This window comes from Pseudonocardia sp. Ae150A_Ps1, assembly GCF_001932315.1.
Taxonomy (GTDB): domain Bacteria; phylum Actinomycetota; class Actinomycetes; order Mycobacteriales; family Pseudonocardiaceae; genus Pseudonocardia.
Genome location: NZ_MCIJ01000001.1, coordinates 3,598,134 through 3,617,386 on the forward strand (window position 1 = coordinate 3,598,134; position 19,253 = coordinate 3,617,386).

19 protein-coding genes and 1 pseudogene are annotated in these 19,253 nt (G+C 72.1%); 11 read left to right on the top strand and 9 right to left on the bottom strand.

Annotated features, from left to right (window positions below):
- Nucleotides 1-5: 5 nt before the first annotated feature.
- Nucleotides 6-818, top strand: coding sequence for a hypothetical protein (locus tag Ae150APs1_RS16815; protein ID WP_075298848.1), 813 nt, complete (start codon nt 6-8; stop codon nt 816-818).
- Here the strand turns inward: Ae150APs1_RS16815 and Ae150APs1_RS16820 are convergent.
- Nucleotides 799-1,377, bottom strand: coding sequence for an NUDIX hydrolase (locus tag Ae150APs1_RS16820; RefSeq protein ID WP_075298850.1), 579 nt, complete (start codon nt 1,375-1,377; stop codon nt 799-801). The two genes, Ae150APs1_RS16815 and Ae150APs1_RS16820, sit on opposite strands and share 20 nt — an antisense overlap.
- A 526-nt stretch (nt 1,378-1,903) precedes the next feature.
- Here Ae150APs1_RS16820 and Ae150APs1_RS31290 point away from each other — a divergent pair.
- On the top strand, nt 1,904-3,376 hold the full coding sequence (locus tag Ae150APs1_RS31290; protein ID WP_139316952.1) for a HEPN domain-containing protein: 1,473 nt from the start codon (nt 1,904-1,906) through the stop codon (nt 3,374-3,376).
- 280 nt (nt 3,377-3,656) lie between these two features.
- Here the strand turns inward: Ae150APs1_RS31290 and Ae150APs1_RS16830 are convergent, their stop codons facing one another.
- The gene (locus Ae150APs1_RS16830; RefSeq protein WP_075298854.1) at nt 3,657-4,013 is read right to left on the bottom strand and encodes a MerR family transcriptional regulator; all 357 of its coding nucleotides are present in this window, start codon (nt 4,011-4,013) and stop codon (nt 3,657-3,659) included.
- Between the two features lie 144 nt (nt 4,014-4,157).
- On the opposite strand from Ae150APs1_RS16830, the gene Ae150APs1_RS16835 reads away from it, so the two are divergent.
- The 6 genes from Ae150APs1_RS16835 (at nt 4,158) to Ae150APs1_RS16860 (ending at nt 9,228) form a co-directional block, all read left to right on the top strand.
- On the top strand, nt 4,158-5,054 hold the full coding sequence (locus tag Ae150APs1_RS16835) for an NmrA/HSCARG family protein (protein WP_075298856.1): 897 nt from the start codon (nt 4,158-4,160) through the stop codon (nt 5,052-5,054).
- Between the two features lie 63 nt (nt 5,055-5,117).
- Nucleotides 5,118-5,747 carry a dihydrofolate reductase family protein gene (locus tag Ae150APs1_RS16840; protein ID WP_075298858.1) on the top strand — a complete coding sequence of 210 codons (630 nt, stop codon included), beginning with the start codon at nt 5,118-5,120 and terminating at the stop codon, nt 5,745-5,747.
- A 110-nt stretch (nt 5,748-5,857) separates the two neighbouring features.
- Nucleotides 5,858-6,874 carry a lipase gene (locus Ae150APs1_RS16845; RefSeq protein WP_075298860.1) on the top strand — a complete coding sequence of 339 codons (1,017 nt, stop codon included), beginning with the start codon at nt 5,858-5,860 and terminating at the stop codon, nt 6,872-6,874.
- Nucleotides 6,875-6,970: 96 nt separating this feature from the next.
- Nucleotides 6,971-7,837: a dihydropteroate synthase gene (folP, locus tag Ae150APs1_RS16850; protein ID WP_010224605.1), complete on the top strand. Its 867-nt coding sequence runs from the start codon at nt 6,971-6,973 to the stop codon at nt 7,835-7,837.
- The gene (locus Ae150APs1_RS16855; protein WP_083680179.1) at nt 7,834-8,598 is read left to right on the top strand and encodes a dihydrofolate reductase family protein; all 765 of its coding nucleotides are present in this window, start codon (nt 7,834-7,836) and stop codon (nt 8,596-8,598) included. Before folP ends, Ae150APs1_RS16855 begins: the two co-directional genes overlap by 4 nt.
- 69 nt (nt 8,599-8,667) lie before the next feature.
- The gene (locus Ae150APs1_RS16860; protein ID WP_170918100.1) at nt 8,668-9,228 is read left to right on the top strand and encodes a GNAT family protein; all 561 of its coding nucleotides are present in this window, start codon (nt 8,668-8,670) and stop codon (nt 9,226-9,228) included.
- Nucleotides 9,229-9,354: 126 nt separating this feature from the next.
- On the opposite strand, the gene Ae150APs1_RS16865 is transcribed toward Ae150APs1_RS16860, so the two are convergent.
- On the bottom strand, nt 9,355-10,065 hold the full coding sequence (locus tag Ae150APs1_RS16865) for a hypothetical protein (protein ID WP_075298866.1): 711 nt from the start codon (nt 10,063-10,065) through the stop codon (nt 9,355-9,357).
- Between the two features lie 238 nt (nt 10,066-10,303).
- On the opposite strand from Ae150APs1_RS16865, the gene Ae150APs1_RS16870 reads away from it, so the two are divergent.
- A complete protein-coding gene (locus Ae150APs1_RS16870; protein ID WP_075298868.1) occupies nt 10,304-11,455 on the top strand; it encodes an alpha/beta fold hydrolase in 1,152 nt (383 codons plus the stop codon).
- A 4-nt stretch (nt 11,456-11,459) separates the two neighbouring features.
- Here Ae150APs1_RS16870 and Ae150APs1_RS16875 read toward each other — a convergent pair whose 3' ends face one another.
- Nucleotides 11,460-11,852 (bottom strand): hypothetical protein, encoded by a 393-nt coding sequence (locus Ae150APs1_RS16875; RefSeq protein ID WP_010224599.1) that lies wholly within the window; start codon nt 11,850-11,852, stop codon nt 11,460-11,462.
- Nucleotides 11,853-11,895: 43 nt separating this feature from the next.
- On the opposite strand from Ae150APs1_RS16875, the gene Ae150APs1_RS16880 reads away from it, so the two are divergent.
- Both Ae150APs1_RS16880 and Ae150APs1_RS16885 read left to right on the top strand, forming a co-directional pair.
- Nucleotides 11,896-12,441, top strand: coding sequence for a peptidylprolyl isomerase (locus Ae150APs1_RS16880; RefSeq protein WP_033198699.1), 546 nt, complete (start codon nt 11,896-11,898; stop codon nt 12,439-12,441).
- Between the two features lie 313 nt (nt 12,442-12,754).
- Complete coding sequence (locus tag Ae150APs1_RS16885; RefSeq protein ID WP_249266370.1) at nt 12,755-13,486, top strand: rhomboid family intramembrane serine protease; 732 nt, start codon at nt 12,755-12,757, stop codon at nt 13,484-13,486.
- Between the two features lie 419 nt (nt 13,487-13,905).
- Here Ae150APs1_RS16885 and Ae150APs1_RS16890 read toward each other — a convergent pair whose 3' ends face one another.
- The 5 genes and pseudogenes from Ae150APs1_RS16890 to Ae150APs1_RS33680 form a co-directional block, all read right to left on the bottom strand.
- Nucleotides 13,906-14,361, bottom strand: a complete 456-nt coding sequence (locus Ae150APs1_RS16890; RefSeq protein ID WP_139316953.1) for a PH domain-containing protein — start codon at nt 14,359-14,361, stop codon at nt 13,906-13,908.
- 62 nt (nt 14,362-14,423) lie between these two features.
- Entirely contained in the window at nt 14,424-14,684 is a 261-nt protein-coding gene (gene crgA, locus Ae150APs1_RS16895) for a cell division protein CrgA (RefSeq protein WP_010233083.1), read from the bottom strand.
- A gap of 177 nt (nt 14,685-14,861) precedes the next feature.
- Complete coding sequence (locus tag Ae150APs1_RS16900) at nt 14,862-15,497, bottom strand: aminodeoxychorismate/anthranilate synthase component II (protein WP_075298872.1); 636 nt, start codon at nt 15,495-15,497, stop codon at nt 14,862-14,864.
- A 17-nt stretch (nt 15,498-15,514) separates the two neighbouring features.
- Nucleotides 15,515-17,500 (bottom strand): Stk1 family PASTA domain-containing Ser/Thr kinase, encoded by a 1,986-nt coding sequence (gene pknB / locus Ae150APs1_RS16905; RefSeq protein WP_075298874.1) that lies wholly within the window; start codon nt 17,498-17,500, stop codon nt 15,515-15,517.
- A gap of 892 nt (nt 17,501-18,392) precedes the next feature.
- Nucleotides 18,393-19,232: pseudogene (locus Ae150APs1_RS33680) on the bottom strand (serine/threonine-protein kinase); the annotation flags it as partial.
- Nucleotides 19,233-19,253: the final 21 nt, after the last annotated feature.

Below are 19,253 nucleotides of genomic sequence, written 5' to 3' on the forward strand. Positions count from 1 at the left end.
TCACCGTGTCCGGGCTCCAGCAGCAGGTGGACGGGCTGCGTCGGCTCGATCAGCAGCTCGGGTCGCAGATGGTGATCGAGCAGACCGGCACCCTGGTCACGACGGTGCGTGACCTGATGTCCCATGTGATCAGCGAGACCGAGCGGCAGCAGCTCGCCGGTGTGCTGGCCGATGTCGCGGCGCTGCACGGCTGGCAGGTGCTCAACTCCGGGGACACCAGTAGGGCGTGGAGGCTGCACGATCTCGCCAAGACCGCGGGCCGGGAGTCCGGAGATCCCGCGCTGCTCTCGCATGCGATGGGCGAACAGGCCTACGACCTGCTCGATGTCGAGCGTCCGGAGCTGGCTCTGCAGCTCGTGCAGGCGGCGAGGTCAGCCGCGGGGTCGAAGGTGCCGGGGTTGCTGGGCGCGTGGCTGCACGCAGCCGAGGCGGAGGCACTGGCGGCGACAGGTGATCCGGTGGGGTGCCGGGAGGCGCTGAGGCTGGCCGAGCAGGCGATGCCGGCGGAGCCGGACAACAGCGCGGTTCCGTACGTGTCCCTCGACGACTGGCAGCTCGCGAGGTGGCGGGGCAACGTCCTGGCCGGTCTCGGGGACTCCGGGGCGCTGGACGCCCTGTTGAGCGCGCTGGGGCGGACTCCGGGAATGTCGGTACGGGCGACTGCGTCCCTGCACTGCGACGTCGCGCAGTCCTACGCGGCGCGGGGAGAGCGGGTGTCGTCGCTGGAACACGCACGGGTGGCGCGGGACCTGGCGCGGCGGACGGGCTCGATCCGACAGCTCCGCAGGATCGACCGGGTCACTCGGCTCCTGGCGTGAACTCCACACCGGCTTGCCGGGCGAGGATCTGGAGTGCAGCGATCAGGGTGCCTGCACCGAGAAGCCGGTTCCCCGCGACGAGCGCGGGCAGCTCCGTCAGCGGGACCCACTCCAGGAGGCCGGCCTCTTCCAGGTCGGACGGCTCTCCGACGTGGTCGAAGGTGCGCCACAGGTAGATGTGGGTGGGGGAGTCGACCATCCCGGGCAGCGGCTGGAACGAGGCGAGGTGCTGTGGGGGACCGGAGGGGCGCCAACCGCTCTCCTCCTCGGCCTCGCGACGTGCGGTGTCGGCCGGGTCCTCTCCGGGTTCGATCAGGCCACCCAGGAACTCGTATCCGATCTCGTCGGTGACCCAGCGGTGCCGGTGCAGCATCAGGGCGCGGTCAGAGTCATCGACGAGGACAGCGATGGAGACCGGCTTCATGTGGACGACGTGGTGCTCGAAACGTCTTCCATCGGGCGGCTCGATATCAGCGAGGCCCACTCGGAGCCATTCGCTGTCATAGACCGTGCGCTCACCACGCTTGGCCGTGCGCGGTAGCGATTCCGACGATTCCACTGGCACCAATTCTAGAACGTGCGGGAGTCCTTGCTGGCTCTCGACACGCTACCGGTTGAACCGGTCTCGGACAGGGTCGGTGTCAAGCATCAGCTGAGACTCGGCGCAGGAGCGCGGGGCAGGGTTCGGCCTGGTCGGGCGGGTGCGGTTGGCGGGTGGTGAGAACTTTCTATACGTCTTCAAGCCGCGCCCCACCGGGGCGCGGGGCCGGACTCGGCCGGACGGCAACCGCTCCGCGACCTCCGGCCTGACGGCCTCCGTGCGGAGCGGACCTCGGGGCCGCCGGCTGCGCGCCGGCAGGGTGGGAATGAGACGGCTCGGGTGGGCATCCCCGCTGGCCACAATCGTCTTCACGGGCACCTGCAGCGTCAACCCCGCGCTCCGCGCGCCTCGATCCCGCTCCGGTCCCGTAACGCTTCGAGGCTGCTGTTCGACGCTGGTTTCGTAGCGGGATCGAGGGTTCCGGGTGGACGCCGCAGGTGCCCGTCAAGGATTGGCCAGGACAGCGGCGATGAGGAGTAGTGGAATGCCGCAAGGTGAGGAATGGATCCCTGGGAGTTTCTGGCTGGCGGGGTCATCTGAAGGGGATGCTGTTCATGGTCGACTGTATCTATCGAGCGAGCTTCGTCTGGAACTCGAAGGTGCAGTTACCCCGGCGTTCGAGGTTAAAGAACGACGCGAGACTGAATCTGGTGAAGTGGTTCTGGAGTATGGATGTGTTGCCGATGGTCCAGAAGTTGAGCTGCTCACTATTTTTGGGCGCCTCCGAGTAGGACACAATAAAAAGGTCTCGCTATTCGAGTGCTATACAGTCCATCGCAGCGGTGACCTTCTGTCGATGGAGACTTCTTTGCAGATTCTCCGCCCGGCCTTTGGTGTTCGTGGCATACATCGTCATCAAAGCGGCGGGATTTCTGGTGTTCGAATCGAACAGTCACACTTGCCCGAATGGACTCGGGCTCCCGGTTTTACTACGAGGCTGCGCGAGGGTGGATCTGCTGAACTCGTCTACGACGAGCCGAGTCGCGAGTCGGCAGAACTTGAGAATGGAGCGGAGGTAGCTCTTCACTACGAGACAACGTACACTACACCGAGTCCGACTGGCGGCAGCATTTCTCGTCGGATCTATATTGAAGTTGCTGGCTTCCCAGCCTCCGATTATCGTGAAGTCGAACGCCTCTACTTGGTTCCGCTTGGCACTCTTGTGACTGTGTGTGTTTTCCGTCAGTCAGAAGCTTCTCATGTGTGCGTCTCGTATGATGGAACCTGGGTTCAGATCTTGTCGGGGGCCCTTTTTGAGCAGTCGTCTGCGAAGTCAGAGGTCAAGCCCTGGGACATCCTGATGACGATGGACGATGTTGGAGTCAAGGGCTTGGCCTCTTGGCTCGATAATGTGGAGAGGCTCGGTCCCCTTCCGCCTGTTGTTGCAAGCTCAGTCGGCTTACGATCTATTAGGCTTGAGACAGTTCTGGCCGAACTCACTTCGGTGACTGAAGGCTTACACTCGCGGCGATCAGGTGAGGCTGTTGCTCTTGTTGACAGGCCTACCTTCAAGCGGGTTCGTAGCCTGGTGGTTGAAGCCCTGTCTGGCGAGCCCGAACGGCTGGTTGAGCTAACCAAGAGATGCCTCGAAGGCTTACGTAGGCCCTCATATCGAGACCGTCTCAGACAACTTCATGACGAAGTCGAAGAGATCGCTCCTGAAATCTTCGGGAACGACTTCGATAAGTGGTCGAGCGTAGTGACAGACTGTCGAAATGAGTTTGCTCATCGTGATGTTGCATTTATGACGCCAGACTCATCCGGAAAGTATGCAGCAGTGGTCTACTCCTTACGTTGGCTTCTGGTGATTATTCTGCTGTTGGAAGCGGGGGTCGATCGCGAAGTGATTAGAGATCGACTGCAGCAGTTCCAGCCCTATTTTCAGTTTCAACGTCAGGCGCCCGCGATGCTCCCTGAAGTGTACGGAGAGGCAAGTGGCGCTGCAGCAGAAGAGTGAGTCGACCGGTTGAATCTCTGAGCGCTACGAGCTGTCCCTCGACACGGTCTTGCGTAGGCCGTCCTCAGGCCGTCCTGCGTCGACTGTTGCTTACTAGCGTCCGCTGTCAACCACGTCCGTTGACCTGGCTACCAGTCTCGCTCAAGGCTTTAGGCCGAGAAGTGCCGTTCCCGTAGCAAGATCTACGACATCTTCGAGGGCACCGAGCAGATCCAGCAGCTCGTGATCGCCCGCGCCATCTCGGGGAAGCACCTGGCCTGAGCGGCGCGGCCTCGGCCGGTCAGGGGTCGTGCGGGACCTGCCCGTGCGCCTCGCCGATGCACCGGTCGAGCCGGTCGCGCACGTCCTGCAGTTCCGCGAGCCGCCGGTCGAGGCGGTCGCGTTCGGCGACCAGGAGGTCCAGCAGCTCGGGTGACACCTCGCCGGAGTCCGCGAACGGCAGGATCTCGCGGACGGCCCTGCTGGGCAGGCCGGAGGCGTAGAGCTGCTGGATCAGCCCGACCCGGTCGACGGCGCCGTCCGGGTAGCGGCGCTGGCCACCGGGGTTCCGGGTGGACCGCAGGAGACCCTGCTCCTCGTAGTAGCGCAGCGACCGCACGCTGACGCCCGCCCTGGCGGCGACCTCGCCGATCCGCACCCGGCCTCCCGTGTCGATCTCCGTCCGAGGCTTGCACCTGACGTCGGTGTCAGGTTCTAGCGTAGCCGTCATCGACGCGGGTGACACCGTCCCGACCGATGAGGACGGTGCGCCCCGGGGCTTCGGGGAGGACCGGACGTGACCATGGACAGGACCGTCGCCGTGCTGGGTGCCACGGGACAGCAGGGGGGTGCGGTCGCCGCGGCACTGCTGGACGACGGCTGGCAGGTCCGCGCGGTCGTGCGCGACCCGTCGACCGACCGGGCCCGGTCCCTCGCCGCCGCCGGTGCCGAGACCGTCCGCGGCGATCTCGACGATCCGGGGTCGCTCCGCGCGGCCTTCGCCGGCGCGCACGGGGTCTTCAGCGTCCAGCCGAACTCCGGCCAGGCCGGCGCCACCGTGACGGACGAGGACGAGGTCCGGTTCGGGACGACGGTGGCCGACGTCGCCGAGGGCTGCGGCGTCGTGCACCTCGTCCACAGCTCGACGGTCGCCGCGGGGCCGACGCCGACCGGCGTCCCCCATCTGGACACCAAGAGCCGGATCGAGGCCCGCGTCCGGGAGCTGGGCATCGCCACCACGATCGTCCGGCCCGCCACGTTCCTGGAGCTCCTGGTGGCCCCCGGAGCGGGGCTCGACCGCGGGCGGATGTCGTTCCTGACGACCCCGGACCGGGTCGTCCAGGTCATCGCGGTCCGCGACATCGGACGGATCGTCGCCGGGGTGTTCGGGGCGGCCGAACGCTACGCGGGCCGGACCCTCGACATCGCCGGTGACGCCGTCACCGGCAGGGTCCTGGCCGAGCACCTGACCCGGGCCGCCGGCCGTCCGATCGGCTACAGCCGCCTGCCCGATGCGGTGCTGGAGCAGGACGCGGTGCTCGGGCGGCTGGCGGCGCTCTTCGAGGACGGCAGGCTCGCCGGTCACGCGGACCTCGACGCCCTCCGCGCGGAGTTCCCGTCGCTGCTGCGCGCCGACGACTGGCTGGCGGGTCCCGGCGCGCCCCTCCTCGCGGAGGCGCTCGGCCCGGCCGTCCGATGAGTTCCGGGCCGCCGGGACGTCGTACGGGTAGCAGCGACGCCCCGGCCGCCTGAGGAGCCCGTCATGTCACTCGTCCGCGTCCACAACTTCGCCGTCTCCCTGGACGGCTTCGGCACCGGTGAGGGACGGACCCGCGAGGAACCGTTCGGTCACACCGGGCAGCGGTTGCACCAGTGGATGTTCGCCACCCGGTGGTGGGGCGCCGGCGGCGGCAGCGGCGTCGACGACGCGTTCGTCCAGCGGTTCGACGACGGCATCGGCGCCGAGATCATGGGCGCCGGGAAGTACGGCTTTCCGGGCTGGCACGCCGACCCGGAGTGGCGCGGGCACTGGGGCCCGAACCCGCCGTTCCACACACCGGTCCACGTCCTCACCCGGCACACCCGCCCGTCGCTGGAGATGGAGGGCGGCACGACGTTCCACTTCCTCGACGCGGCGCCCGCCGAGGCACTCGCGGCGGCCCGCGAGTCCGCCGGCGGCAAGGACGTCCGCATCGGGGGCGGCGCCACCGTGGTCCGTGACTTCGTCGCGGCCGGGCTCGTCGACCACCTGCACGTCGTCGTGCCGATCCTGCTGGGCCGGGGCGTGCGGCTCTGGGACGGGCTGGAGGGCATCGAGCGGGACTACGCCGTGGAGGCCACGTCGTCACCCACCGGTGTCACCCACCTGACGTTCACCCGGACCCGCCACTGATCCCATCGTTTCGACGAGAACCGGCCCGGAGCTGCAGGACGTCCGGGTGCGCGTCACCTGGGCGCCGCTGCGTCGTTGCCCGATCAGAAGATCGAGATCGGGGGACGACCATGATCCGGACGACGACGTCCGCGCGGTCCGTGCTGCTGGCGCTCGCCGCGGCCGGGGCCTGCCTGCTGGGTGCGGCCGGGGTGGCGGTGGCGTCCCCCGGGGACGACGGCACCACCGGCCCGGAGCTCACCGCCCCCGGGGTCGGGGAGGACCTCACCTGCTTCGGCGACCTGTCCGACGACACGGCCGGCGCACCCGTCCTGCTCGTGCCGGGCACCACGCTCGACCCGGACGTCAACTTCGACTGGAACTACGCCCGCGCCTTCGCCGCCGAGGGCCGGTCGTACTGCTGGGTGGAGCTGCCGCGGCACGCCACCGGCGACATCCAGGTCGCGGCCGAGCACATCGTCGACGCGGTCCGCACGATGCACGATGAGTCCGGCGACCGGATCGCCGTCGTCGGGTTCAGCCAGGGCGGCATGGTGCCCCGCTGGGCGCTCAAGTACTGGCCGGACACCCGCGGCATGGTCTCCGACATGATCGGGATCGACCCGTCCAACCACGGCACGCTCGACGCCTACCCAGTCTGCGCGCCCGGCTGCGTCCCGGCGTTCCACCAGCAGCAGACCGGGTCGCAGTTCCTCGGTGCCCTCAACGACGGGCCGGAGACCTTCGCCGGGATCGACTACACGGTCGTCTACACCGTCACCGACGAGGTCGTCGTCCCCAACCTCCCGCCGGCGGCGAGCTCCGAGCTGCGCGGGGGCGAGGGTGCGACCGCCAACATCCCCGTGCAGCGGATCTGCCCCGCGCACGTCGCCGAGCACCTGATCATGGGATCGACCGACCCGGTCGGGTACGCCGTCGTCGCCGACGCGCTGGAGCACGACGGCCCGGCGTCCGCCGACCGGATCGACCGCGCGACCTGCCTGCAGGCCGTGATGCCCGCCGTCGACCCGGTGGCGCTGCCGGTGAACGAGGCCCGGCTGCTCGGCCAGGTCGGGACGAGCATCGCGACCGAGCCGCGGACCGTCGCCGAGGAGCCGCTGCGGGACTACGCGCGCGACGACGCCTGATCCCGGCCCGCACCGGGTGGCCGGGACGGCCCGGTGGTGGTCAAGATGGGACACGAGCCGGGTCCGACGGGCCCGGCCGTGTTGCGAGGAGGACCTGTGCCGAGCCTGACGTTCCGCGGACGCACCTGGAACCGCGACCGGGCGATGGTCATGGCGATCGTGAACCGGACCCCGGACTCGTTCTACGACCACGGGGTCACCTTCGCCGAGCAGGCCGCACGGGACCGGATCACCGCCGTCGTCCGAGAGGGCGCCGACGTCATCGACATCGGCGGGGTGCCGGCCAGCCCCGGCACCGAGGTCACCGAGCAGGAGGAGATCGACCGGGTCGTCCCGACGGTCGAGTGGGCCCGCCGGGAGTTCCCGGACGTCGTGATCTCGGTCGACACGTTCCGGGCCGGACCGGCCGAGGCCGTCTGCGCGGCCGGGGCCGATCTCGTCAACGACAACTGGGCCGCGGCCGACGGCGGGATCCTCGACGTCGCCGCCCGCTACGGCGCCGGCTACGTCAGCGCGCACACCGATCACGTCACCCCGCGCACCGAACCGCACCGGCCCCGCTACGCCGACGTCCTCGGCACCGTGGTCACCCAGACCGTCGCGCTCGCGGAGAAGGCGGTGGCGGCGGGCGTCCCGGCCGGCGGGATCCTCATCGACCCGGCGATCGACTTCTCCAAGAACACCCTGCACAGCCTGCAGGTGCTGCGCGGGATCGAGGAGATGGTCGCGACCGGCTGGCCGGTGCTGCTCGCGATGTCGAACAAGACCGTCGTCGGGGAGTCGCTGGCCGTCCCGCTGGAGGAGCGGTTGACCGGGACGCTCGCCGCGACCGCGATCGCCGCGGACCGCGGCGTCGCGATGGTCCGTGCGCACCAGGCCCGTGCCACCCGGGAGACCTGCGAGATGGTCGCGACCGTGCGCGGCGAGCGGCGACCGTCGCGCGCGGTGAGACTGCTCGCGTGAGCGTGATCCACCAGATCTTTCCCGCCGGGGACGCCGGTCCGCTGTCCACCGAACAGCTCGAACGGCTCTACGCCTACCCCGACGACCGGCTGCGGGTGTGCGTCAACTTCGTGTCCAGCGCGGACGGGGCCGTCGAGGTCGCGGGCGGCTCGGCGGGCCTGTCGACCCCACCGGACCGGGCGGTGCTGGATCTGGGCACCGACCTCGCCGACGTCGTCCTGGTCGCGGCCGGGACGGCCACCGCCGAGGGCTTCACCGGGGTGAAGCACGGCGGCCGGATGGACGACCGGCGCCGCCGCTTCGGTCTCGCCCCGATCCCGTCCACGGCGGTGGTCACCGCGTCCGGGCGGTCCCTCGATCCGGCGTCGCCGGTGCTGACCGACACCCTGGTCCCGACGATCGTGCTGACCTGCGCCGCCGCCCCCGAGGACCTGCGGCGGCGCTGGGCCGACGCGGGGGCCGACGTGGTGCTCACCGGCGACGGCGCCGTCGACCTGCCCGTGGCGGTCGCCGAGCTCGGCCGGCGCGGTCTGCGGCGGATCAACTGCATGGGCGGCCCGGCGCTGTTCGGCGGCCTCGCCGAGGCCTGTCTGGTCGACGAGCTGCGCCTCACCCTGGCGCCGTTCCTCGTCTCCGGGGAGGCGGGGAGGATCGCCCGCGGCGCCGGGATAGACCCGGCCCGGCTCGAGCTGGTCAGTGTCGTCACCGGTGACGACACGCTGTTGGTGCGGTACCGGGTCAGGGAGGCGGCCACGACCTGATCCCGCCTCCGGGTCATTCTCCGGGAGGGTGCGGTCACGGACGGCGACGGGTGCGGCAGGATGGGTGTCGTGCCCAGGCCCTCGAACACGCTGGCGGACGGCGTGGTGGTCCTCAGCCCGCTCGGCTGGGACGACGTGGAGCCGCACCTGGCCGGCGAGGACGCCGAGCTGGTCCGCTGGCTGAGCGGCGGCCCGGGGACGCCCGCGACCGTCCGGGCGCACGTGCGCCGCGCGATCGACCGGTGGGCCGACGACGGCCCGAAGCTCAGCTTCGGCATCCGGCTCGACGGCGGCACCGTGCTGGCCGGGACGATCGACGCCGAGCTCGATCCCCTCGCCCGCCGGGCGGGACTGTCGTACGGGATCTACGCGGCCTACCGGCGGCGGGGGCTGGCGACCCGGGCCGTCCGTCTCGCGGCCCGCTACCTGGGCGAACGCGGGGACGTGCACCGGATCTCGATCGACGTCGATCCGGCGAACACGGCCTCGATCGGGGTGGCGCGCCGGGCCGGGTTCCGGTTCCTCCGGCACGTGCGCGACGACGAGGGCGCCTTCGACCGCTACGAGCTGATCGTGCGGGCACCGGTGGTGCCGGCTCCGCCGCCGGAGCCACGGCACCGCGGGTTCTGACCCGCCCGGAACGAGGTACGGCCGCCCGTCCCGCCATGCGCCCGGTGCGGCGGGCGGAGCGGGGACGGACGGCCGTGGGGTGCCGGTCGGGGAGCCCGGCGACCGACGATCGGGGGAGACCGGACGTCAGAGGGTGACGTTCGGCGCCTCGACGTACATGACGTCCGGGATCGAGAGGGTGGGGAGCGCCTCGGCGTCCGGCAGCGGCAGGTCCTCGGCGGACGGCAGCGCGTCGGCGGAGGGGAGCTCCGGCAGGCCGTCGGTCGGGAGCGCGTCCATCGGGAGGGCGTCGGTCGACAGGGCGTCGGCGCCGGGCAGCGACGGCGCGGGGAGCGTCGTGGCGGTCGGCAGGGCGTCCGTGGGGAGCGCGTCGGTCGACAGGGCGTCGGTCGGGAGCGCGTCGGCGGGGGAGCTCGACTCCTCGTCGTCGGACTGCTCGTCCTCGGCGGCCTGCAGGTCGGCCTCCTGCAGCGCGCCCGAGGGGACGCCGGACGGCACGGAGTCGGCCGAGGGCAGCGCGTCGGTGGACGGCAGGGAGTCGCCGGTGGGCAGCTCCGGGAGGCCCGGCAGCGAGTCCGCGGTCGGGAGCTCCGGCAGGCCGGAGGCCTCCATCTCGGGGCCCTGGATCTGGCCGAAGGTGACCGAGTTGTCGTCGGTCGCGACGGTGCCGTCCTCGTCGGGGGTCGGGAGGGCGTCGGTCAGCGAGGACGCGTCCGGGGCCTCGGGGATCTCGGGGAGCTCGGCGGCCGAGGCCTGACCGGCGACGCCGGCACCCAGCACGGCGATTCCCGCGCCGGCCAGGGAGAACCGGAGCGCGTTGCGGGCGAGCGAGTTCATTCGCGCGTCCTTTCGAACTGATGGGGGTCATGGGGAGCTGGGGGACCGCACTGTCCCTCCGACGGCCCAACGATGGGTGGGGGTGCCGGTTTCGCTACGCAGTGATCTTGAAGCTAATGTCACCCGAACGAGTGGCAACCTGAGAGGGGTCTCGCACGTATAGGTGCGATCCGTCGTGACCGACCGTTTTCGCAGAGGCCCCGTGTGGTGCGAACGAGGTGCAGAGCAGGATGGCTGCGTGCGCGCCGCTCCGATCCCGTCCTCCCGGCCGGTTCCCGGTTACGCGGCCGCCGGCGTCCTGGCCGGTGCACTCGGTGGTGCCGGGGGAGCGGCGGCGGTCTGCTGGCACTACTCCACGGTCCTGCTCCACCCCTCCGGTGACCCGGGGCTGCCCGAGCGGGTGCTCGCGGCCGGTGACGGGACCGTCGAGCTGGCGCGGACCCGGCTCGTGTCCCAGCCCGGGGTGTGGGGGCTGCGCGGTGCCGCGGGGCTGAGCGTCGTCGGGCCGGTGCTGGAACGGGACCGCAGGAGGGTCGTGCGCGAGCTGCGGGCCGGACCCGTGCCGGAGACCGGCGCCGCCGTGCTCGACGCCGGGCCATTCGACCCCGATCCCGGTGCCCGCGGCCTGGAGTTCGACGAGGTCGAGGTGCCCACCGACCTCGGTCCGGCACCGGCATGGCGGGTCGCGCCACCGTCCGGAGCGGACGACGGGACCTGGGCGCTGTGTGTCCACGGCCGCGGCGGGACCCGGCGGGAGGCCCTGCGGATGCTGCCCGCCCTGCACGCGGCCGGCCTGACCTCGCTGGTGGTCAGCTACCGCGGCGACGGGACGGCCCCGGCCGCGCCGGACGGACGCTCGCACCTCGGTGACACCGAGTGGGAGGACGTCGCCGCGGCGGCGGCCTACGCGGTCGTGCACGGGGCCCGGCGGCTGGTGCTGGTGGGCTGGTCGATGGGGGCCGCGGTCGGCGGCGCGTTCCTCGACCGGTCGGCGCACGCCGGCCGGGTCGCGGCCGTCGTCTGGGACGCGCCGCTGCTCGACTGGCGCCGCAGGCTGCGCAGGCAGGCCCGCAACCGGGCGCTGCCGCCGTCGCTGGCGGGGCTCGCGGCCCTGCTGACGGAGCGGCGGATCGGGATCGACCTGGACCGGTTCGACCTGGTCCGGAACCCGCCCGCGGTCCGCCCGCCGACGCTCCTGCTGCACAGCGACGCCGACACGGCGGTCCCCGTCGAGCTCAGCCGCGACCTCGCGACCACCGCGCCGGCCAGGGGCTGGCCGGTCACCTACCGGGAGTTCGCCGGTACCGAGCACACCGGCAGCTGGAACGCCGACCCGGACGGCTACGAGGCGGCCGTCACCGGGTTCCTCGGGACGGTCCTCCCGGGCTGACCCGTCAGCTCGTGGAGTTCTGAGCCGGCCCCTGCCCGATCGGCTTGCCGTGGATCTGCTGGTCCGACGGCGGGGTGGTCGGCACCGGGGTGCCCGGGTCGACGGCGCGCTCCCGGCGGAGCAGCGTGGCCCAGGCGTAGGCGGCGAGACCGGTCAGCAGGACGACGGCCACGATCCACGGCGCGCGACGGGTCCGCACCGGGGCCGGATCGATCGCCGCGGCGAGCGCCCGGCGGGCGTCCTCCACCTGGTGAGAGACCGAACCGGACAGGTCCGCCACCGCGTCGGACACCGAGGAGGCGGCGGCCCCGCCCGCGATCCGTCCCGCGTCGGCGAGCGTGTGCACGGCCTCGGCGGCGTCCTTGCGGGCCTTCGCCCGCTTGCGGTCGGTGCTCATGTTCCGGACCTGCTTCCCACGGATGCGGCTGCGTACTGGCACGATGGTAGCCGTGACGGAACCAGGAAACGCCAAGACGACGGCCGTCCTGCACACCAACGAGGGCGACATCCGGGTCGAGCTGTTCGGCGACCACGCCCCGAAGACGGTGGCGAACTTCGTCGGTCTCGCAGAGGGAACGAAGGACTATACGGGGCCGAACGCCAGTGGCGGCGACACCGGGCCGTTCTACGACGGTTCGATCTTCCACCGGGTGATCAGCGGCTTCATGATCCAGGGCGGCGACCCGACCGGCACCGGTCGCGGTGGCCCGGGCTACCAGTTCGGCGACGAGTTCCACCCGGACCTCAAGTTCGACCGGCCCTACCTGCTCGCGATGGCGAACGCCGGCCCGGGCACCAACGGCTCGCAGTTCTTCATCACGGTGGGCCCGACGCCGCACCTGAACCGGCGCCACACCATCTTCGGTGAGGTCGCCGACGCGGAGTCCCGCGCGGTCGTCGACGGCATCGGGAACACGACCACCGGGCAGGCCGACCGCCCGCTCAACGACGTGGTCATCGAGAAGGTCGAGATCGAGCGGAGCTGAGTCCGCCCTGACCGAACGACCAGACCCCACCGCACACGGCGCGTCCCCGGGCCCACAGGGCTCTCCGGGGCCCGGCGGGACGGGCGGAGCCCCGTACCCCGGCCCCCCGAACGCGCCGTGGCAGGCCGCGCCCGGAGGCGGGCCCGCGCCGTGGCAGCAGGGCGCGCCGGGCTCGGCACCGCCCCCTGCCGGCGGCGTCCCCGCCGGCCGCGGCGGCGGCTCGGTGTGCGTCCGCCACCCGGATCGTCCGACCGGGCTGGCGTGCACCCGCTGCGACCGTCCGGCGTGCCCGGAGTGCCTGCGTCCCGCCTCGGTGGGCCAGCACTGCGTGGACTGCCTCGCCGAGTCGTCGCGGTCGGCGCCGCGCTGGCGCAACGTCGCCGGGGCGACCCGTGCCGGCAAGCCGGTGATCGTGCCCACCCTGATCGCCGTGAACGTGGCGGTCTTCGTGCTGACCGTGGTCACGGCGGGCAGCCTCAACCGGAACTTCGACTCCCCGCTGTTCGGGCTGGGCGCCCTGACACCCGTGGACGTCGCGGACGGCCAGCTGTGGCGGCTCGTGACGTCCGGCTTCCTGCACATCGGTCCGCTGCACCTGGCGTTCAACATGTTCGCCCTGTGGGTCATCGGGCGTGAGGTCGAGGCGGTGCTGGGCCGGGCCCGGTTCACCGCCGCGTACGGCGTCTCGCTGCTCGGCGGCTCGGCCGCGGTCATGTTGCTCAGCAACCCGCTCGGTCCGACGGCGGGCGCATCGGGCGCGGTGTTCGGCCTGATGGGTGCGCTGTTCGTGCTGCTACGCCGGCTGCGCCTGCCCGCGGGTCAGGTGATCGGCGTGATCGCGATCAACGTCGTCATCAGCTTCACCCTGCAGGGGATCTCCTGGCAGGGGCACCTCGGCGGCCTCGTGTTCGGTGCCGCGGTCACCGCCGCACTGGTCTACCTCGGCGCGGGTTCGCCGAACCGGCGGCAGGTGCAGATCGCCTCGATCTCCGGGCTGGCGCTGCTCGCTCTGATCCTCATCGGCGCCGGGGTCGCGCTCGTCTGAGCCGCCGCCGCACCGCACCGCCGCGCGGCCGAACGCGGCGGTGCCGGCTCGACGACAGAGGACAGCAGCCGCTCAGGCACCCCTTCACCGGCCCACGCACCTCTTCACCGGCCCACGCACCCGCTGCGGCAGGTGCGCGGGCCGGTCACGGGGTGCGCGGCCGGTGAAGGGGGACGCGGCCGAGCGAATGGTCCGGTTCGTGGGGTGCGTGCCCGGGCCGGCCGGGCAGGGTCCCCACGGGTCCGCGGCCGGGCGGCGGAGAGGCTCGCGCACCTCGTTGCCGGCTCGCGCACCCCATTACGCGCCCGCGCACCTCGTTGCCGGGTCGCGCACCCTGTTACGGGCCCGAGCACCTGCCGCAGCGGGTGCGCGGGCCGGTGAAGGGGTGCGCGGGGCGCACCGCGTCCGGCCCACGCGGGTCACAGGCGCGGGTGCAGGTCCTGGAGCACCTCGGCGACGTCCTCGGGGTCCTCGCCCAGTTCCGGGCGTCCCAGCACGATCAGTCGCTCGTGGCCGTCGACGTCGCGCAGGTCGAGTTCCAGGAGGGCGGACTCCCGGCCGAAGCGGCGGGTCCGCAGGACCGGGACGTCGTCGACCCGCGACCAGGGCGCGTGCCGGGTCCAGGTCAGACGGCGGATCGTCACTCCGTCCGGTCCGGCCTCGAGCCGCGGGCGGGCCCGGGTCCCGGACGCCGCCGCCAGGGCCAGACCGAGTGCGGCGAGCCCGGAGATCAGCTGCCCGGCCGGGTCCGCCCCGGTCGCGACCAGTGCCACGAGCCAGGCGGCCGCGGCGGCGGCCAGCACCCACAGTGCGACGACGGCACCGGCCGGCGTCGACCAGGAATGCCGGCCCTGTTGATCACCCAGTGTGCTCACGAGAGGTTGTCCACAGCCGTCATCCACAGTGAGGATAACTGACGTTCATGTATTTCTGCAGGTCAACGCCACCGCATCGTCATCAGGAGGCCGATCACGATGAGTGAGAATCCGATGATGAAGTTCGCGTTCCCCAGTGCGGCCATGAACGGGATCGCCGGCCCCGCGAGGTAGTTGACGACCAGCCAGGCCAGCCCGAGGACCCACATCGCGACCATCACCGCGATGTACGCGGGATGCGTAGGACCGGCCAGCTTCTGCGGGGTGCGGTTCACCGGCGGCGGGGTGTAGGCCGCCTTCTTGCGGACCTTCGACTTGGGCATGTGGCGGACCTCATCGGCTGTGCTGCGGACACGAGTACCGGCCGGTGCGCCGGCCGGGGGCGGGACCTGCGACGTCGGCGGTGCACGTCGTGGGAGCGGCCGACCCGGACAGATCCGCCACCACGGTAGCGCGGATGCCCGCCGGGTTGCGTCACACGGGCGAAACGAACGGGGGATCTAGACGCCCGCGACGAGTCCCGCCATCTCGTCGGATAGCTGCTGCACGACGTCCTCGGAGACGTCGGCGCCCGCCTGACGGAGCCAGTTCGCGAGCATGCGGTGACCGCCCTCGGTCAGGACCGACTCGGGGTGGAACTGCACACCCTCGATCGGCAGCTCGCGGTGCCGCACCGCCATGATCAGCCCGGTCCCGGTCCGCCCGGTGACCTCTAGCTCGGCCGGGAGACCGTCGGGGGCGATCGTGAGGGAGTGGTAGCGGGTCGCGGTGAAGGGCGACGGCAGCTCGCGGAGGACGCCGGTGTCGTCGTGGAAGACCTGCGAGGTCTTGCCGTGCAGCAGCTCCGGCGCCCGCTCGACGATCCCGCCCCACGCCGTCGCCAGCGCCTGGTGGCCGAGGCAGACACCCAGCAGCGGCGTGCCGCGCTCGGCTGCCCGGCGGATCGCCTCGACGCTGCGCCCGGCCCGCTCCGGCGTACCGGGGCCGGGGCTGACCAGCACGGCACCGACCTCGCCGAGCTCGTCGGGATCGACCTCGTCGTTGCGGCGGACGACCGGTTCGGCCCCGAGCTGGGCCAGGTACTGGACGAGGTTGTAGACGAAGCTGTCGTAGTTGTCGACGACGAGTACGCGCACGCCCTCATCCTCCCTGATCAGTTGAAGGGGAAGCCGCTGCTGCCGGTCTCGTCGGTGGAGTCCCCGCCGTCGTTACCGCTGCCGGAGGCCCGGCCGACCGTCAGCGACACCGACTGGCCGTCGGACGCCTGCGACCCGCCGGACGGGCTCTGGTTCAGCACGATGCCGTTCTGCGAGGAGTCGGAGACGTCGACGGTCTGGATCTGGAACGACAGGCCGGCCTCGCGCAGGGTGTTGACCGCGTTGTCGACCCGCTGGCCGACGACGTTCGGGATCTGCGACTGGTTGCCCCGGCTGACCTGGATCGAGATCGCCCGGTCCTTCTGGACCCGGGTGCCCGCGGCGGGATCGGTGCCGACCACGGAACCCGCGGAGCCGCCGCCGTCGACCTCGGTGGTGCTCACCGAGGTGAACCCGGCGCCGCGCAGCGTGTTCGCCGCCTGCTCGGTGCTCTGGCCCGTCACGTCCGGCACCGAGACCGTGGTCTGCTCCTTGCCGACGACCAGCGCCACCGACGTGTTGCCGGGCACCCGCTGCCCTGGGCCGGGATCGGTGCGGATGATCTTCCCGATCTGGCTGGAGTCCGACGTCTTCTGTTCGGTCGTCCCGCCGACCTGCAGGCCGGCCTCGCGGAGCTGGACCTCGGCGTCCGACGGCGAGCTCCCGACCAGCGACGGGACCGTCACCTCGGCCGGTCCGGTCCCGACGAACACCGTCACCCGGCTGTTCTCCGCGACCTGGTTGCCACCGCCCGGGTCGGTCCGGACGACCTTGCCGATCTGCGCGACGTCGGACGGCTGGTTCTGCTGGTCCGGCAGCAGACCGACGGCGGAGATCGTCGAGCGGGCCTGTTCCGGGGTCTGGCCGAGCACGTCGGGCACCGAGACCTGGTCGGGGGAGGAGTTCGAGAACATCTGGAACCCGACGAAACCGAGCAGGCCCAGCACGATCAGCCCGACGAGCCAGAGCGCGATCTTCTTCCCGCGGCCGCGACCGGAGTCGTCGTCGTACCCGTCGTGGTCCGGGGGCATGACGTGCCGGCCGGTCGGTGGGCCGCCGGCCCCGTTCCCGGCCATCCGGCGGGTCGGCATCGTGGTGGTGGCATCGTCGTGCGCCATCATCTGGGTGCGCTCGTACTCGCTCATCACGAGCGGCGCGTGCACCGGCTCACCGTTGCGCACCCGCACCAGGTCGGCCCGCATCTCGGCGGCCGACTGGTAGCGGTTGGCCGGGTTCTTGCTCAGCGCCTTCAGCACCACCGCGTCGAGCGCAGGCGGCACCGACGGGTTCAGCTCCGACGGGGCGCGCGGGTCCTCCCGGACGTGCTGGTAGGCGACCGCGACCGGGGTGTCGCCGGTGAAGGGCGGCTCGCCGGTGAGCAGCTCGAAGAGCACGCAGCCGGCCGCGTAGACGTCCGACCGGGCGTCCACGGACTCGCCGCGGGCCTGCTCCGGGGACAGGTACTGCGCGGTGCCGATCACGGCGGCGGTCTGGGTGACGTTCTGACCCTCGCCCAGTGCACGGGCGATGCCGAAGTCCATCACCTTGACGGCACCGACGCCGTTGATCATCACGTTCGCCGGCTTGACGTCGCGGTGGATGATCCCGTGCCGGTGCGAGAAGTCGAGCGCGGCGCACACGTCGGCCATCACCTCGACGACCCGCTGCTGGGACAGCGGCCCCGTCGTCTTGACGATCTCGCGCAGCGTCTGGCCGTCGACGAACTCCATGACGATGTACGGCAGTGGCCCGAACTCGGACTCGATCTCGCCGGTGTCGTACACGGCGACGATCGCCGGATGGTTCAGCGACGCCGAGTTCTGGGCCTCGCGGCGGAAGCGCAGCTGGAACTGCGGGTCGCGGGCCAGGTCGGCGCGCAGCACCTTGACCGCCACGTCCCGGCCGAGCCTGGTGTCGAGGCCGCGGTGGACCTCGGACATCCCGCCGTAGCCGAGCGGGTCGCCCAGCTCGTAGCGCTCGGAGAGCAGTCGCGGTGTCGTCATCGGTTCAGGTTCCCGGGGTCGGAGGCGTACTCATCATGCCGGTCGGTGGACGTGATCACTCCCGCGCGGTCGTCGTGTGCGCCGGGCCGTCCGTTGCGTGGGATCACCGGCCGACCTCCGGTCCGCCACGTGGAGGTGTGGCGGTGAGCGGCCGGGAAGTGGCCGCCGGTCCCGTGCGGTCGGCCTCCCACCCGGAGGCCACCGTCACGGTACCGGGGGCCGGGCCCAGCGAGCCGGTTCGGCTACCGCCCGGCGACGTCTCCCGGAGGATCATGACCGCCAGCACCACCGCCGCGACGCTCAGCAGGACGAAGAGCACCGCGAGCCAGGCCTTCGCCCGGCCCGACCGTTTCGGGGTCAGGTCCAGGGGGCCGGACGGGTGCTGCTCGGGCGCGCGGTCGCCGGAGCCGCGGCCGGTCGGCGGCCGGGCCGGTGCCGGTCGCTGTGCGGCGGGCGGCCCGGAACCCGGGTGCGCGGGCACCTGCGGTCCGGTCGGCGGCCGGCCGCCGTGCCCCGCTGCTGGCCCGCCCGGCGGGTACGGCGTCCGCGCCGGGGTCCAGCCGTGGGCGGGTGAACCCGGCCCAGCGGGGGGTGGGACGGGGAGGGGACCCGAACGCGGGCGCACGGGCGGCGGTCCGGCCGGTGGCCGGTTCCCGCCGGTGACGGGACGGGACCCCGGTCCCGTAGGCGGGCGGCCGCCGGCGTCGTCACCGGCCTGCAGTCCGTGCCGCGGGGACCGGGCCGGCGGGTCCGCCGGGCCGGGGATCTCGGGCGGGCGGCCCGCGGGTTCCGGGCCGTCGGCGTCGGAACGGGCGTGCCGGCGCGGCCCGCCCTGCGGGTCGTCGTCGGGCCGGAAACCCGGTGCGTGCCCGGTCGGGGCCGGGATGCCGGCGGGCGGCGGGCGGTGCCCGCGTCGTACGGCCGCGACGGCCTCGGCGAACTCGGCGCCGTCGGTGTAGCGCTGCTCGGGGTCCTTCACGAGCACCGTGGTGATCAGCTCGCGGATCCGCTCGGGGATCTCGTCGGGCAGCGGCGGCGGGTCGTCGCGGACCTGCATCATCGCGACGGCGACCGCGCTCTCGGCGCGGAACGGGCGCACCCCGGCCAGGCACTCGTAGCCGACCACGCCGAGGGAGTAGACGTCGCCCGACGGGCCGGCCTCGTCGCCCGAGGCCTGCTCCGGCGCGATGTAGTGCGCGGTGCCCATGACCATCCCGGACCGGGTGACCGGGACGGCGTCGGCGGCCTTGGCGATGCCGAAGTCGGTCAGCTTCACGACGCCGTCGGTGCGCAGCAGGATGTTGCCGGGCTTCACGTCGCGGTGCACGAACCCGCGCTCGTGCGCCGCCTGCAACGCCCGCGCGGCCTGCTCGAGGATGTCGAGCGCCTCGTCGGACGGGATGGGCCCGCGCCCGATCCGGGTCGACAGCGGCTCGCCGCGGACGAGCTCCATCACCAGGTACGCGGTGCGGCCGCCACCGACGGGGCCGTCGTCCTCGCCGTAGTCGTGCACCGAGGCGATGCCGGCGTGGTCCAGCGACGCCACCGTGCGCGCCTCGATCCGGAACCGGTGCAGGAACTCCGGGTCGTCGGAGAGATCGGCCTTGAGCACCTTCACGGCGACGCTCCGCCCGAGACGGGTGTCGGAGGCCTCCCAGACCTCTCCCATCCCGCCGACCGCGATCCGCCGGTCCAGCTGGTAGCGCTCGGAGATCAGCTGCCCGGCCGCCAGCGCGCTCACGGGCCCGCCGGG

Bases quoted from the DNA above. Each gene is read 5' to 3' on its own strand.
- Ae150APs1_RS16845 (WP_075298860.1), top strand. From the start codon at position 5,858: ATGATCCGGACGACGACGTCCGCGCGGTCCGTGCTGCTGGCGCTCGCC.
- Ae150APs1_RS16880 (WP_033198699.1), top strand. From the start codon at position 11,896: ATGGTAGCCGTGACGGAACCAGGAAACGCCAAGACGACGGCCGTCCTG.
- Ae150APs1_RS16875 (WP_010224599.1), bottom strand. From the start codon at position 11,852: ATGAGCACCGACCGCAAGCGGGCGAAGGCCCGCAAGGACGCCGCCGAG.
- Ae150APs1_RS31290 (WP_139316952.1), top strand. From the start codon at position 1,904: ATGCCGCAAGGTGAGGAATGGATCCCTGGGAGTTTCTGGCTGGCGGGG.
- Ae150APs1_RS16840 (WP_075298858.1), top strand. From the start codon at position 5,118: ATGTCACTCGTCCGCGTCCACAACTTCGCCGTCTCCCTGGACGGCTTC.
- crgA (WP_010233083.1), bottom strand. From the start codon at position 14,684: ATGCCCAAGTCGAAGGTCCGCAAGAAGGCGGCCTACACCCCGCCGCCG.
- Ae150APs1_RS16865 (WP_075298866.1), bottom strand. From the start codon at position 10,065: ATGAACTCGCTCGCCCGCAACGCGCTCCGGTTCTCCCTGGCCGGCGCG.
- pknB (WP_075298874.1), bottom strand. From the start codon at position 17,500: ATGACGACACCGCGACTGCTCTCCGAGCGCTACGAGCTGGGCGACCCG.
- Ae150APs1_RS16835 (WP_075298856.1), top strand. From the start codon at position 4,158: ATGGACAGGACCGTCGCCGTGCTGGGTGCCACGGGACAGCAGGGGGGT.